This window comes from Rhodovulum sp. YNF3179, from assembly GCF_050586465.1.
Classification (GTDB): domain Bacteria; phylum Pseudomonadota; class Alphaproteobacteria; order Rhodobacterales; family Rhodobacteraceae; genus CAJXYS01.
In genome coordinates, this window is the sequence record NZ_JBOCEG010000002.1 from 269,157 (window position 1) to 282,260 (window position 13,104).

The following is a 13,104-nucleotide window of genomic DNA, read 5'->3' on the forward strand; positions in this document are numbered from 1 at the left end:
CCAACGTCTTCACGACGTGGAGAACCAGACAATGAAAGCAGAGGTATTCCTTCCCGAGGATTACCGTCCCGCCGAGGACGAACCTTTCATGAACGAGCGTCAGCTCGAATACTTCCGCCGCAAGCTGATCAACTGGAAGAACGATATCCTGGCCGAGAGCCGCGATACCATCGAGGGTCTTCAGGACAGCGCGCGCAACGTGCCCGACGTCGCCGACCGGGCATCCGAGGAAACCGACCGCGCACTCGAGCTGCGCACCCGCGACCGCCAGCGCAAGCTGATCTCCAAGATCGACTCGGCGCTGCGCCGCATCGAGGAGGGCGAATACGGGTATTGCGAGGAAACCGGCGAGCCGATCTCGCTGAAGCGCCTCGACGCCCGGCCGATCGCCACGCTGAGCCTCGAGGCGCAGGAGCGCCACGAGCGCCGCGAAAAGGTTCATCGCGACGACTGACCGGCAGGCGATGACTTGACGTGACGGGAACACCGGGGCGGAATGCTCCGGTGTTTTTCTTTGGGGGCAGGGCAAATGAAACTCGACCGGATGAGCTTCACCGTGATCGGCGCCGGGGTCGCGGGGCTGGCCGTCGCCACCGCGCTGGCACGCTCCGGTGCGCGGGTCCGGGTCTGCGAGCAGGCCGACGCCATCCGCGAGGTGGGCGCGGGGCTGCAGGTGACGCCGAACGGCGCGGCGGTGCTGGCCGGGCTGGGGCTCGAGCGGCGGGCGCTCGATCTCGGCGTCCGGGCCGAGGGGATTGAACTGCGCGACCACGAGGAAGGCGCACGGGTCCTGACGCTTGATTTCGCGCGTCGCCGGCACACCAATACGCATCCCTATCTCTACATGCACCGGGCCGACCTGATCGGGCTGCTGGCAGAGGCGGCGGCGGATGCCGGTGTCGAGGTCGAGCTGGACGCCCGCGTCGCACCGCCGGGCGCCCCCGAGGGGACGCCCGCCCCGGAGGCCGATCTGGTGATCGGCGCGGACGGGCTGCGCTCGCAGGTGCGCGCGGCGCTCAACGGCGACACGCAGCCCTTCTTCACGGGCCAGGTCGCCTGGCGGGCGCTTGTCCCGGTCGAGGCGGGCGCGGCACCCGGCGCGATGGCGCAGCTCTACATGGGGCCGCGGCGGCATGTCGTGTTCTACCCGCTGCGGGGCGGGCGGCTGATGAACGTCGTCGCGGTGGAGGAGCGCCACAGCTGGGTTGCCGAGGGCTGGAACCATCCCGACGATCCCGAGAACCTGCAGGATTCCTTCAGCGATTTTCACCCGGCGGTGCGCGATCTTCTGGCCCGGGCCGAGAAGGTTCATATCTGGGGCCTGTTCCGCCACCCCGTCGCGCCGCGCTGGCATGGCGAGGGCATGGCGATCCTGGGCGACGCGGCGCATCCGACGCTGCCCTTCCTGGCGCAGGGGGCGAACATGGCGCTCGAGGACGCCTGGGTCCTGGCGCATTCGCTCGCCTCCGCCGACGACATGGGCTCCGCGCTCGCGGCCTACCAGGGGGCGCGAATCGCGCGGGTGAAGCGGATCGTCGAAGCGGCCAACCGGAACGCGCGCATCTACCACATGCGCCATCCCCTCGGGCGCGCGGCGCTGCACACCGCCATGCGGCTCGGCGGCGCGCTGGCGCCGGGCGCGGCGCTCGGTCGGTTCGACTGGCTCTATGGCGAGGACGTCACCCTGCCGTGAGCCGGCTCAGGCGGCCAGCTCGATCCAGACCGGGACGTGATCCGACGGCTTCTCGCGCCCGCGCACGTCGCTGTCGATACCACAGCCGGTCATCAGGTCGGCCGCCTGCGGGGTCAGCAGCAGGTGATCGATGCGGATGCCGTCGTTCTTTTCCCAGGCGCGGGCCTGGTAATCCCAGAAGCTGTAATGCCCCGGGCCGGGGATGCGCGCGCGGACCGCGTCGGTAAAGCCCATGTTCAGGATGCGCCGAAACGCCGCGCGGCTTTCGTAGAGATAGAGCGCGTCCTCCGCCCACCGCTCGGGATGCGCGGCATCCTCGGCCTGGGGGATGACGTTGTAGTCGCCGGCCATCAGCGCCGGCTCCTCGGCGGCGAGCAGCTCCTCGGCGCGGGCCTTCAGGCGCGTCATCCAGGAAAGCTTGTAGTCGTATTTCGGCCCCGGCGCCGGGTTGCCGTTTGGCAGGTAGAGCCCGCAGATGCGCACCGCCTGGTCCCCGACCACGGTCGCCTCGATCCAGCGCGCCTGCTCATCGGCGTCGTCCCCCGGCAGGCCGCGGCGCACGTCCTCGAGCGGCAGCTTCGAAAGGATCGCCACGCCGTTGAAGCTTTTCTGACCGTGGGTCTCAAGGTTGTAGCCGCGATCCTCGAAGGGGTCGCGGGGGAAGGTCTCGTCGACCGACTTGATCTCCTGCAGCACCACGACGTCCGGCGCCGCCTCGTCCAGCCAGTCCAGCAGGGCCTGGAGCCGGGCCTTGATGCCGTTGATGTTGAAGGTGGCGATCTTCATGCGGGCCTCCGTCACGGGTTCGCGGGGAAGTATCCGCGATTCCGGTCCGGGCACAACCCGCGCCGGCGCGGCGCCGGCCGCGGCCCCGCGATCCGGCGCTTTCCCGCTTCGGGCGATGCGGCTAGGCTTCGGCGGAATGGAACTCGATGTCTTTTTCCTGACGCTGGGCGCGCTCTTCGTGGCGGGACTCGCGGCCGACGAGATCGGCCGGCGCACGCGGCTGCCGCGGGTGACGCTGCTGCTGGCCTGCGGGATCATCGCCGGCGAGGCCGGGCTCGACCTGCTGCCGGACGCGGCGCAGCTTTGGTACGAGTTCCTGTCGGTGATGGCGCTGACGATGGTGGCCTTCCTGCTGGGCGGATCGCTCACGCGCAAGACGCTGCGCGAGCATGGCCGCGAGATCATGGCGATCTCTCTGACGATCGTGCTGGGAACGCTGGGCCTGGTCGCCGCGGGGCTCTGGGCCATCGGCGTCGACCCGGCGCTGGCGCTGATCCTCGGGGCCATCGCCACGGCGACCGCACCGGCCGCGACACAGGACGTGCTGCGCCAGGCGCGCGCGCATGGCCCCTTCGCGGACACGGTGCGCGGGATCGTCGCCATCGACGATGCCTGGGGGCTGATCGTCTTCGGCGTTGTGCTCGCCGTGGTGGGCGGCATGAACGGCGCGGGGATGGACGGCGTGCTGACGGGGGCGGCGCGCGACCTGCTCGGCGCGGTGCTGCTCGGCGCGGTGATCGGCGTGCCGGCGGCCTTTCTGACGGGACGGCTTTCGAAGGGCGAACCCTCGCAGGCCGAGGCGCTGGGCGTGGTCTTCCTCTGCGCCGGCGCGGCGGTCTGGCTGGAGGTCTCTTTCCTGATCGCGGGAATGACGGCGGGAGCCATCGTCGTGAACACCGCGCGCCATCACCTGCGCCCCTTCCACGAGATCGAGCATGTCCAGTGGCCGTTCATGATCCTGTTCTTCATCCTCGCCGGCGCGGCGCTCCGGCCCGGAGAACTGGCCGAGCTGGGCCTCGTCGGCGCGGGCTACGTGGTGCTCAGGATCGTGGCCCGGATCGCGGGGGGATGGCTGGGCGCCGTTCTGGCCGGCAGCCCCCGGCCGATGCGGCCCTGGTACGGCATGGCGCTGCTGCCGCAGGCCGGCGTTGCGGTGGGCATGGCGCTGGTCGCCCATGAACAGCTGCCCGGCATCGGCCAGGCGGTGCTGACGCTGACCATCGCCTCGACCGTGGTCTTCGAGGTTCTCGGCCCCTTCGCGGCCTATGTCGCGCTGCGGCGGGTCAGCTCGCCGGGCGGCACGGCCCCGCGGTAGGCATGCCGCCTGGCATGGCCCGGACCCAGGTGCTGCAGGAGGAGCCCCGGCGCACCCGCAGGGGCGGGCCGCGGGCCGGTCACATGGCGAAGCTGGTGCCGCAGCCGCAGGAGCTGGCCGCGTTCGGGTTGTCGATGGTGAAGCGCGCCCCGATCAGCTCGTCCGAGAAATCGATCACCGCGTTCTCGAGGAAGGGCAGCGAGACGCTGTCCACCACCACCTTCTGCCCATCCTGTTCCAGCACCAGATCGTCCTCGGACGGATCGTCCAGGTCGATCGCGTACTGAAAGCCCGAGCAGCCGCCGCCCTCGACCGCGACGCGCAGCGCGCGCGGCGTATCGGCGCCGGCATTGATCTCGGCGAGCCGGGCAAAGGCCCGTTCGGTCACTTTCGGCGGAAGGTTCATTCGGGGTCCGGCCTGTTTTTCCGTTTCGCAACTGTGCTGTCCCGAATATATGCAGGGGAAGGTGCAGCGACAAGAACGGGCGGATCACGATGTTTGCGGCCTTTGCCTGCGACCCCGCCGAGAGCCGGGGCCGGTGCCACGCCGAGGAAGAGAGCGCGTTTCGCACGCCCTTCCAGCGGGACCGGGACCGGATCATCCATTCCTCGGCCTTCCGCCGGCTCAAGCACAAGACGCAGGTCTTCGTCGAGCACGAGGGCGATTACTTCCGCACCCGGCTGACCCATTCCATCGAGGTCGCGCAGGTCGCGCGGACCATCGCGCGGGTTCTCGGGCTGAACCAGGAACTGACAGAGGCGGTGGCGCTGGCCCATGACCTGGGCCACACCCCCTTCGGCCATACCGGCGAGGATGCGCTGGCCGAGGCCATGGCGCCCCATGGCGGCTTCGATCACAACGCCCAGGCGATCCGGATCGTCACCTCGCTCGAGCGGCACTACGCCGAGTTCGACGGGCTGAACCTGACCTGGGAGACGCTCGAGGGTATCGCCAAGCATAACGGGCCGGTCACGGGCGCGCTGCCCTACGCGCTGGCCGAGTACGACGCGCGCCATGACCTCGAGCTGCACACCCACGCCGCCGCCGAAGCGCAGGTCGCCGCCATCGCCGACGACATCGCCTACAACAACCATGACCTGATGGACGGGCTGCAGGCCGGCCTGTTCACCGAGGACGAGATCTGCGGGCTGCCGATCGTGGGCGACTGTTTCGCCGAGGTCGACCGCCGCTATCCCGAAACCGACGCGATCCGCCGCCGCCACGAGGCACTGCGCCGGGTCTTCGGCGTCATGGTCGAGGACGTGATCGCGGAAAGCCAACGCCTGATCGCCGCCGCCGCGCCCGACAGCCCGGGCGCGGTGCGCGCCCTCGGCCATCCGGTGGTGCGCTTTTCCGGGCCGCTCTGGGAAGATCTGAACGCGATCCGTGCCTTCCTCTTCGAACGGATGTACCGTGCCCCCGCGGTGGTGCGCATGCGCCAGGAGGTCACCTCCGTCGTGGCGGAGCTTTTCCCGCTCTATCTCGCGCGGACGGATCTCCTGCCCGAGATGTGGCAGGCAGACGTGGCGGGCGCGCCGGACAGGACCGCCGTGGCGCGGATCGTCTGCGACTACATCGCCGGGATGACGGACCGCTTCGCGCTGCAGGAACATGCCCGCCTGATCGCCCCGGTCTGACGCGCGCCGGGGCCGGGGCAGGCCATTGACCCTGACCGGCCCCGTGGTAAACCCCGCGGCGAGACACAGGATGGCAGACATGAACCTCTTTTCCGAACTCCATCACCTCGTGATCGGCAGCCTGAACGACATGGTGGCCGAAGGCGCGCTGCCCGACGGCCTCGATTTCGCCAATGTCGCGGTGGAGCCGCCGCGCGACCCGGCACATGGCGACATGGCCACGAATGCCGCGATGGTGCTGGCCAAGCCCGCGGGCCTGAAGCCGCGCGACATCGCCGCCGGCCTGGCCGACAAGCTGGCCGCCGACCCGCGCATCGCGGTGGCCGAGGTGGCCGGGCCCGGCTTCCTGAACCTGCGGCTCGAGCCCGCCGCCTGGCATCGGGTGGTCGCCGCCGCGCTGACCGCCGGGGCGGGCTTCGGCGCCTCGCGGATGGGGCAGGGCCGGAAGGTCAACGTGGAATACGTCTCGGCCAACCCGACCGGGCCGCTGCATGTCGGTCACACCCGCGGCGCCGTCTTCGGCGACGCGCTGGCGAGCCTGCTGGATTTCGCGGGTTACGCGGTGACGCGGGAATACTACATCAACGACGGCGGCGCGCAGGTCGACGTGCTCGCCCGGTCCGTTTACCTGCGCTATCTCGAGGCGCTGGGCCAGCAGGTCGCCTTCGAGGACGGCACCTATCCCGGCGACTACCTGATCCCGGTGGGCGAGGCGCTGGCCGAGGAGGTCGGCGCGCGCTGGGTCGACCAGCCGGAATCGGTCTGGCTGGCCGAGATCCGCGATTTCGCCACCCTGAAGATGATGGACATGATCCGCGCCGATCTCGCCGTGCTCGGCGTCGAGATGGACGTCTTCTACAGCGAAAAGTCGCTCTACGGCACCGGCCGCATCGAGGAGGCGCTGTCCGAGCTCGAGGAGCAGGGACTGATCTATACCGGCGTGCTGGAGCCGCCCAAGGGCAAGACGCCCGAGGACTGGGAGCCGCGCGAGCAGACGCTGTTCCGCTCCACCGCGCATGGCGACGATGTGGACCGCCCGATCCGCAAGTCGGACGGGTCCTGGACCTATTTCGCCCCGGACATCGCCTATCACTACGACAAGATCGACCGCGGCTTCGACGAGCTGATCGACGTCTTCGGTGCAGATCACGGCGGTTACGTCAAGCGGATGAAGGCCGCGGTCTCGGCGCTGTCGAACGGGCGGGTGCCGCTCGACGTCAAGCTCTGCCAGCTGGTGAAGCTTTACAAGAACGGCGAACCCTTCAAGATGTCCAAGCGGGCCGGCACCTTCGTGACGCTCCGCGACGTGGTCGAGCAGGTCGGCCCGGACGTCACCCGCTTCGTGATGCTGACGCGCAAGAACGATGCGCCGCTGGACTTCGATTTCGACAAGGTGCTGGAGCAGTCGAAGGACAACCCGGTCTTCTACGTGCAATACGCCCATGCGCGGGTCTGCTCGGTGCTGCGCAAGGCCGCGGCCGCGGGCATCGCCGTGGACGATGCCGGCCTGGCCGCGCTCGACCTCTCGGACCTCGCCCACGAGGCGGAGATCGCGCTCGCCAAGAAGATCGGCGAATGGCCGCGGCTGGTGGAAATCGCCGCGCGCCACCATGAGCCGCACAGGGTGGCCTTCTACCTCTACGAGCTGGCCAGCGAGCTGCACGCGCTCTGGAACCGGGGCAATGACGACCCGTCGCTGCGCTTCCTGCAAGAGGACGCCCCCGAGACGAGCCGGACAAAAATCGCCCTGATTCGCGCCACCGCCGTTGTTATTTCGGCTGGTCTTGGTATTCTTGGGGTGACCCCGGTCGAGGAAATGCGCTGACAGGCACTGCGATCGGCGCGGCCGGGCTCGAGCAGGCAAAGCCACGCGAAAACAAGCGGGCGCTGAACGAGGCTGAGCGATGGCTGACATGGATTACGATGACGATGGGGCCGATGCGCCGACGACGGGCGCCCTGACGGCCGTTGTCAACTGGACGGGCGCGGCCCTGTCGGTCGGACTCGTGGTGGGGCTTTCGATCTGGGGCTACCAGCTGACCATGCGCGACGTGAGCGAGGTGCCGGTGATCCGGGCCCTCGAGGGTCCGATGCGCGAGGCGCCGGAAGATCCCGGCGGAATGGCGGCCGATCACCAGGGGCTGGCGGTGAACGCGGTGCAGGCCGATGGCGGCGTCGAGGAGCCCCCCAACCGGGTCGTGCTGGCCCCCGATCCCATCGACCTGACCGAGGAAGACAAGCCGCGCGGGGCGCTCCGCCCGCCCAGCCGCGAGGACGCCATCGCCGAGGGCGTCAGCATCCCCGAGGCGATCCGCATCGCCGAGGCCGAACGCATGGGGCGCGAATTCCCCGATCCCGGGCCGCTGGGTGTGAGCCTCGCCGAGGAAAGCGTCACGCCGGTGCCGGACGCAGCGGCAAGCACGGAGACAAGCGCAGACGCGGCCGCGGCGGACAGCCCCGACATCCTGTCGACAAGCGTGCCGGGGCTGCGCCGGTCGCCCCGGCCCGCGCCGCGCCCGGAAATGGACATCGCCGCGCGCCAGAACCTGGGTGCGGCGGATCGCGTGGGCCCGGCAAGGATCGAACTGGATCCGGCGGCGCTTGCGGCGGGCACGCGGCTTGCGCAGCTGGGCGCCTTCGACGACGCCGAGACCGCGCGCGCCGAATGGGACCGCCTGGTCGCGGCCCATGACGATTTGCTCGCTGACAAGCAGCGTGTCGTCCAGAAGGCCGAAAGCGGCGGACGGGTCTTTTACCGGCTGCGGGTCGTGGGGTTCGACGGTGTCGACGACTCGCGCCGCTTCTGCTCGGCGCTGCTGGCCCGCGACACGGCCTGCATACCGGTGACCGCACGCTGATGGGCGCCGGGGCCTCGATCCTCGGCCTGGCGGGCGAGGAGCTGACGGAGGCCGAACGCCGCTTCTTCGCCGAGGCGGCGCCATGGGGCTTCATCCTGTTCGATCGCAACCTGCGCGACGCCGCGCAGATCCGCCGGCTGACGGATGAACTCCGCGCGGCCGTCGGGCGCGACGCCCCGATCTTCATCGACCAGGAGGGCGGACGCGTCGCGCGGCTGGGTCCGCCCCTGGCCCGCGCCTGGCCGGCGCCGCTCGACCAGATGGCGATGGTCGCGCCCGCCCGTGCCGCGCGGGCCATGTGGCTGCGCTATCGCCTGATCGCGGCGGAACTCGCCGCGCTCGGCATCGACGCCAACTGCGCGCCGATTGCCGATATCGCCACGCCGGAAACCCACCCGGTTCTGCGGAACCGCTGTTACGGGAGCGATCCGGACACCGTGGCGCGCGCCGGGCGGGCCGTGGCCGATGGCTGCCTGGCCGGCGGCGTTCTGCCGGTTCTCAAGCACATTCCCGGTCATGGCCGCGCCACCGCCGACAGCCACCTCGAACTGCCGCGGGTCAGCGCGGAGCATGCAATGCTCGCGGCGACGGATTTCGCCGCCTTCCGGGCGCTCGCCGACCTGCCTCTCGGCATGACGGCGCATATCGTCTATGAAGGGATCGACCCGGAGCGCCCCGCGACCGAAAGCGCCGCGGTGGTCGCGTTGATCCGGGACGAGATCGGCTTCGACGGTGTGCTGATGACCGACGACATATCCATGTCCGCCCTCAGCGGCGGGATCGGCGCCCGCGCGGCCCGTGCGATGGCTGCCGGCTGCGACATGATCCTGCACTGCAACGGCGACATGGCCGAGATGGAGGCCGTCGCGGCGGCCGCCGGGCCGCTTTCGGAACCCGCGGCGCTGCGGGCCGCCCGGGCCGTGTCCGCGCGCCGCCCCCCCGAGCCGGCCGATCTCGACCTGCTCGACGCCGAATACCGGGGACTGCTGGCCGGGGCCGCCGATGGCTGAGCCGCAGGACGACTGGGACGCCGAACCCGACAGCGTCGCCGCCCGCCGCGAGGCAGAGGCGCTGATCGTCGACGTGGAGGGCTACGAGGGGCCCCTGGACCTGCTGCTCACGCTCTCGCGCACCCAGAAGGTGGACCTGCGGAAGATCTCGGTCTTGCAGCTGGCCGAGCAATACCTGCGCTTCGTCGAGGAGGCCAAGCGCCTGCGGATCGAACTCGCGGCCGACTACCTCGTGATGGCGGCCTGGCTCGCCTTTCTGAAATCCCGGCTCCTGCTGCCCCCCGACCCGACCGAGGACGGCCCCAGCGGCGAGGAACTGGCCGCGCATCTCGCGTTCCAGCTCGAGCGGCTCCAGGCCATGCGCGAGGCGGCCGCGAAGCTGATGGCGCGCGACCAGCTGGGGCGCGACACCTTCGCGCGCGGCCTGCCGGAAGACGTCACGCGGATTCGCCGCGTGGAATACAGCGCCACGCTGCTCGACCTGATGCAGGGCTATGCGCGGGTCCGGACGCGTGACGATTTCCGCCCCTACGTCATGGACCGGGAGGCGGTCTTCACCATGGAAGAGGCGCTGAACCAGATGCGGAGCCTTATCGGCTTCGCCGGTGACTGGACCGACCTGGCCAGCTATCTCCCCGAGGGCTGGGCGATGGACCCGGCCAAGCGGCGCTCGGCCACGGCCTCGACGTTCGCGGCCTCTCTGGAACTCGCGAAGCGGGGCGAGGTAGAACTGGCCCAGGACGAGACCTTCGCCCCCATTCGCCTGAGACGGAGGACGGACGCCCATGGCGGCTGAGAACGACACTGCGGCCGAGGAAGAGGAGAGCCTGTTTCAGGCCCCGCCCATGGCCGAGCAGGAGCGCATGGTCGAGGCGATCCTCTTCGCCACGGCCGAGCCGATCACCGCGCGCGAGATCGCGGACCGGCTGCCCCATGGCTGTGACGCGGCCGAGGCGCTGGCCCATCTGAAGAAGCGCTACGAGGGGCGCGGGGTGCAGCTGCGCCGCGTTGGCGATGCCTGGGCGATGCGCACGGCGTCCGATCTCGGCTTCCTGATGCAGAAAGAGACGGTCGAGACCCGCAAGCTCAGCCGCGCGGCGATCGAGACGCTGGCGATCATCGCCTACCACCAGCCCGTCACCCGCGCCGAGATCGAGGAAATCCGGGGCGTTTCGGTCAGCCGGGGCACCATCGACCTCTTGATGGAGATGGAGTGGATCCGCTTCGGCCGCCGGCGCATGACGCCGGGCCGGCCCGTCACTTTCGTCGTCACGCAGGATTTCCTCGATCATTTCGGTCTCGAGTCGGCGCGCGACCTGCCCGGCCTGAAGGAACTGCGCTCGGCCGGGCTGCTGGAAAGCCGGCCGCCACCCGGCAACATGCCGGGGATGCCCGACGCGGGGGACGAGGACGTGGACGGCGACGACATCGCCCCCGAGGATCAGTCGGACATGTTCGACTAGGGCCGGGGCACCGCGCCTCAGGCGGCGCGGAAGTGCTTGGAAAGCTTCAGCCCCTGGCCCTGGTAGTTGGACGCGATCTCGGCGCCGTAAAGCCGGGCGGGCACCGCGGCCATGCGTTCGTAGACGAGCCGTCCGACCGTCTGGCCGTGTTCCAGGACGAAGGGAGCCTCGTGGCAGCGCACCTCGAGGACGCCGCGCGATCCGGCGCCGCCGGCGGCGTCATGGCCGAAGCCGGGATCGAAGAAGCCCGCGTAATGCACCCGGAACTCCCCCACCATGGCGAGGTAGGGCGCCATCTCCGCGGCGCAGTCGGGCGGGATGGTGACGGCCTCGCGGCTGACGAGGATGTAGAAGGCGCCGGGATCGAGGATGATGTGGCGCCGGTCCGTCCGGATCGGGTCCCAGAACTCGGCCGGGTCGTAGGCCCCGATCCGGTCAAGGTCGATCACGCCGGTATGGGGTCGCGCCTGCCAGCCGACGAGCCCGTCCGCGCCCGGCTCCAGGTCGACCGAGAAGCCAAGCCCCCCATCGATCCGCGCCTCGCCGGAGACCAGCCCCACATCGGCCTGCAGCCGCTTTAGCGCCGCGTCTTCCAGCACCGCCTGGCCACGGCGGAAGCGGATCTGGTTGAGCCGCATGCCGGGGCGCACCAGAACCGAGAAGCTGCGCGGGCAGATCTCGGCATAGAGGGGGCCGTCATAGCCGGCCGGTATCCGGTCGAATTCGGTTCCGTTATCGGTGATGAGGCGGGTCAGCAGGTCGAGCCGCCCGGTCGAGCTCTTGGCGTTGGCGACGGCCTGCACGCCCACGGGCAGGGTCAGCCGCTCCATCAGCTTGACGACGTAGACACAGCCCTTTTCCAGCACCGCGCCGTCGCCAAGGGCGATCTCGTGCATGCCGAACTCTTCCAGCCGCCCGGCGACGCTGCGGCTCTGCCCGGCGAGGAACGAGGCGCGCACGCGCCAGGCGGTCGCGCCGAGGCGAAGGTCGAGACTGGCAGGCTGGATCTGGGCGTCGGGAATGGCGGTGTCGGCGCCGATGGCGCCGCCGTCGATCAGGCCGCGGATTTCCTGGAAAGGCAGGACGCCGGTGCCGCCTGTCATGATGCCGCCTCCGGCGTGATCTTCGGTAGATGGTCGGGCCGGCGAGATTCGAACTCGCGACCTTTCGTCCCCCAGACGAACGCGCTAACCAGGCTGCGCCACGGCCCGACGGGCGCCATACATATCTGATTTGCGCCGGTGCGCAAGCGCGAAGTCGCGGGCCGGCACGCCGTTTTCCCGATCATCCGCGCGCCGCGTCCTCGGACATGCGGTCGCGCAGTGCCTTGAGGCGGCGGTAGAGGTCGGTCACCTGCGCGCGGCGCGACGGATCGAGCTCGGCGAGCGTCTCGGGCGTGCTGCGCACCCGCTTGAGAAAGGCGGGAATGGCCTGCGCCGGTTCGGCGCCGTCGTCCTCGGGATCGGCGGGGATCGCGGCCATGGCCGGGGCGGTGGTCTCGGTCACGGGGGGCGGCGCCGCGGGCTCGGCCGGCCGGGCCGGGGCGGGCTGCGCGAAGGGCAGTTCGGGCGCTTCGTTTTCGGCCGCATGTCCGGCCGCTGCGGGCGACGGGGCAGGGGCGGTGGCCGGCGCCGCGGGCTGCGCCGGGGCGGCGGGCCGGGTATCCGTCGTCTCGGGCTGGTCCTGACCCTCGGCGCCGTTCACGGCCGGAGAGAGCGCCGCGACATGCTTGACGCCCTTTTCCCGCAGGATCTTCTGGACGCCGCGGATCGTGACGCCGTCTTCGTGCAGAAGTTTCTTGATCCCGCCCAGCAGGCGCATGTCGGACGGGCGGTAGTATCGCCGCCCGCCGGCGCGCTTGACCGGCTTGATCTGGCCGAACCGGCTTTCCCAGAAGCGCAGCACATGGGCCGGCGTGTCGAGCCACTCGGCCACTTCGCTGATGGTGCGGAACGCTTCGGGAGATTTCTTCATGGCTCGGCGCGCCCGGATCAGCGCCTGTTGCCCGCCGCGACCCGGTCCTTCATCAGATGCGACGGTCTGAAGCTGAGGACCCGGCGGGGCAGGATGGGCACTTCCTCGCCCGTCTTCGGGTTCCGACCCATGCGGGCGGATTTCTCGCGCACGCTAAATGTCCCGAAAGACGAGATTTTTACCGTCTCGCCCCGGACCAGCGCGTCGGACATGTGTTGCAGAACGCTCTCGACCAGATCGGCCGATTCATTGCGCGACAGGCCGACCTCGCGGAACACCGCTTCGCTGAGGTCCATGCGGGTTATTGTTTTTCCGCTCATCACGATCCCCCCTGAGAACGCGACGAGGATACGGAGAACGAAGTTTA

General features: G+C 70.0%; 14 protein-coding genes and 1 tRNA gene. 9 read left to right on the forward strand and 6 right to left on the reverse strand.

What is annotated here, in order from left to right; translation table 11 throughout:
- The first annotated feature begins 31 nt into the window (after nucleotides 1-31).
- A complete protein-coding gene (gene dksA, locus ACQ5SP_RS04210) occupies nucleotides 32-454 on the forward strand; it encodes an RNA polymerase-binding protein DksA (protein WP_430936764.1) in 423 nt (140 codons plus the stop codon).
- 75 nt (nucleotides 455-529) lie between these two features.
- Nucleotides 530-1,693, forward strand: coding sequence for an FAD-dependent monooxygenase (locus ACQ5SP_RS04215; protein ID WP_430936766.1), 1,164 nt, complete (start codon nucleotides 530-532; stop codon nucleotides 1,691-1,693).
- A 6-nt stretch (nucleotides 1,694-1,699) separates the two neighbouring features.
- On the opposite strand, the gene xth is transcribed toward ACQ5SP_RS04215, so the two are convergent.
- On the reverse strand, nucleotides 1,700-2,479 hold the full coding sequence (gene xth, locus ACQ5SP_RS04220) for an exodeoxyribonuclease III (protein ID WP_430936768.1): 780 nt from the start codon (nucleotides 2,477-2,479) through the stop codon (nucleotides 1,700-1,702).
- A gap of 136 nt (nucleotides 2,480-2,615) precedes the next feature.
- Between xth and ACQ5SP_RS04225 the strand changes: the two genes are divergently transcribed.
- On the forward strand, nucleotides 2,616-3,794 hold the full coding sequence (locus ACQ5SP_RS04225; RefSeq protein ID WP_430936771.1) for a cation:proton antiporter: 1,179 nt from the start codon (nucleotides 2,616-2,618) through the stop codon (nucleotides 3,792-3,794).
- 79 nt (nucleotides 3,795-3,873) lie between these two features.
- On the opposite strand, the gene ACQ5SP_RS04230 is transcribed toward ACQ5SP_RS04225, so the two are convergent.
- Nucleotides 3,874-4,200, reverse strand: coding sequence for a HesB/IscA family protein (locus tag ACQ5SP_RS04230; protein WP_430936773.1), 327 nt, complete (start codon nucleotides 4,198-4,200; stop codon nucleotides 3,874-3,876).
- Nucleotides 4,201-4,289: 89 nt separating this feature from the next.
- On the opposite strand from ACQ5SP_RS04230, the gene ACQ5SP_RS04235 reads away from it, so the two are divergent.
- The 6 genes from ACQ5SP_RS04235 to scpB all read left to right on the forward strand — a co-directional run bounded on the left by ACQ5SP_RS04235 (nucleotide 4,290) and on the right by scpB (nucleotide 10,763).
- Nucleotides 4,290-5,432 (forward strand): deoxyguanosinetriphosphate triphosphohydrolase, encoded by a 1,143-nt coding sequence (locus ACQ5SP_RS04235; protein WP_430936775.1) that lies wholly within the window; start codon nucleotides 4,290-4,292, stop codon nucleotides 5,430-5,432.
- Between the two features lie 79 nt (nucleotides 5,433-5,511).
- Nucleotides 5,512-7,257, forward strand: a complete 1,746-nt coding sequence (gene argS / locus ACQ5SP_RS04240; protein ID WP_430936777.1) for an arginine--tRNA ligase — start codon at nucleotides 5,512-5,514, stop codon at nucleotides 7,255-7,257.
- Nucleotides 7,258-7,345: 88 nt separating this feature from the next.
- On the forward strand, nucleotides 7,346-8,290 hold the full coding sequence (locus ACQ5SP_RS04245) for an SPOR domain-containing protein (RefSeq protein ID WP_430936779.1): 945 nt from the start codon (nucleotides 7,346-7,348) through the stop codon (nucleotides 8,288-8,290).
- On the forward strand, nucleotides 8,290-9,300 hold the full coding sequence (gene nagZ / locus ACQ5SP_RS04250; protein ID WP_430936781.1) for a beta-N-acetylhexosaminidase: 1,011 nt from the start codon (nucleotides 8,290-8,292) through the stop codon (nucleotides 9,298-9,300). Before ACQ5SP_RS04245 ends, nagZ begins: the two co-directional genes overlap by 1 nt.
- Entirely contained in the window at nucleotides 9,293-10,096 is an 804-nt protein-coding gene (locus tag ACQ5SP_RS04255) for a segregation and condensation protein A (protein WP_430936783.1), read from the forward strand. The genes nagZ and ACQ5SP_RS04255 overlap by 8 nt, the downstream gene beginning before the upstream one ends.
- Nucleotides 10,086-10,763 (forward strand): SMC-Scp complex subunit ScpB, encoded by a 678-nt coding sequence (gene scpB, locus ACQ5SP_RS04260; protein WP_430936785.1) that lies wholly within the window; start codon nucleotides 10,086-10,088, stop codon nucleotides 10,761-10,763. The genes ACQ5SP_RS04255 and scpB overlap by 11 nt, the downstream gene beginning before the upstream one ends.
- Nucleotides 10,764-10,780: 17 nt before the next feature.
- Here scpB and ACQ5SP_RS04265 read toward each other — a convergent pair whose 3' ends face one another.
- The 4 genes from ACQ5SP_RS04265 to ihfA form a co-directional block, all read right to left on the reverse strand.
- Nucleotides 10,781-11,866, reverse strand: coding sequence for a 2'-deoxycytidine 5'-triphosphate deaminase (locus ACQ5SP_RS04265; protein ID WP_430936787.1), 1,086 nt, complete (start codon nucleotides 11,864-11,866; stop codon nucleotides 10,781-10,783).
- Between the two features lie 30 nt (nucleotides 11,867-11,896).
- Nucleotides 11,897-11,974, reverse strand: a tRNA-Pro gene (locus ACQ5SP_RS04270).
- 73 nt (nucleotides 11,975-12,047) lie between these two features.
- On the reverse strand, nucleotides 12,048-12,737 hold the full coding sequence (locus tag ACQ5SP_RS04275) for a MerR family transcriptional regulator (RefSeq protein WP_430936789.1): 690 nt from the start codon (nucleotides 12,735-12,737) through the stop codon (nucleotides 12,048-12,050).
- A gap of 17 nt (nucleotides 12,738-12,754) precedes the next feature.
- Nucleotides 12,755-13,057, reverse strand: coding sequence for an integration host factor subunit alpha (gene ihfA / locus ACQ5SP_RS04280; RefSeq protein WP_430936791.1), 303 nt, complete (start codon nucleotides 13,055-13,057; stop codon nucleotides 12,755-12,757).
- Nucleotides 13,058-13,104: the final 47 nt, after the last annotated feature.

Coding starts and splice junctions, on each gene's coding strand:
- ACQ5SP_RS04265 (WP_430936787.1), bottom strand. CDS start 11,866: ATGACAGGCGGCACCGGCGTCCTGCCTTTCCAGGAAATCCGCGGCCTG.
- ACQ5SP_RS04230 (WP_430936773.1), bottom strand. CDS start 4,200: ATGAACCTTCCGCCGAAAGTGACCGAACGGGCCTTTGCCCGGCTCGCC.
- ACQ5SP_RS04245 (WP_430936779.1), top strand. CDS start 7,346: ATGGATTACGATGACGATGGGGCCGATGCGCCGACGACGGGCGCCCTG.
- dksA (WP_430936764.1), top strand. CDS start 32: ATGAAAGCAGAGGTATTCCTTCCCGAGGATTACCGTCCCGCCGAGGAC.
- ACQ5SP_RS04225 (WP_430936771.1), top strand. CDS start 2,616: ATGGAACTCGATGTCTTTTTCCTGACGCTGGGCGCGCTCTTCGTGGCG.
- ACQ5SP_RS04235 (WP_430936775.1), top strand. CDS start 4,290: ATGTTTGCGGCCTTTGCCTGCGACCCCGCCGAGAGCCGGGGCCGGTGC.
- xth (WP_430936768.1), bottom strand. CDS start 2,479: ATGAAGATCGCCACCTTCAACATCAACGGCATCAAGGCCCGGCTCCAG.
- ACQ5SP_RS04275 (WP_430936789.1), bottom strand. CDS start 12,737: ATGAAGAAATCTCCCGAAGCGTTCCGCACCATCAGCGAAGTGGCCGAG.
- nagZ (WP_430936781.1), top strand. CDS start 8,290: ATGGGCGCCGGGGCCTCGATCCTCGGCCTGGCGGGCGAGGAGCTGACG.
- scpB (WP_430936785.1), top strand. CDS start 10,086: ATGGCGGCTGAGAACGACACTGCGGCCGAGGAAGAGGAGAGCCTGTTT.
- argS (WP_430936777.1), top strand. CDS start 5,512: ATGAACCTCTTTTCCGAACTCCATCACCTCGTGATCGGCAGCCTGAAC.
- ACQ5SP_RS04255 (WP_430936783.1), top strand. CDS start 9,293: ATGGCTGAGCCGCAGGACGACTGGGACGCCGAACCCGACAGCGTCGCC.
- ihfA (WP_430936791.1), bottom strand. CDS start 13,057: ATGAGCGGAAAAACAATAACCCGCATGGACCTCAGCGAAGCGGTGTTC.
- ACQ5SP_RS04215 (WP_430936766.1), top strand. CDS start 530: ATGAAACTCGACCGGATGAGCTTCACCGTGATCGGCGCCGGGGTCGCG.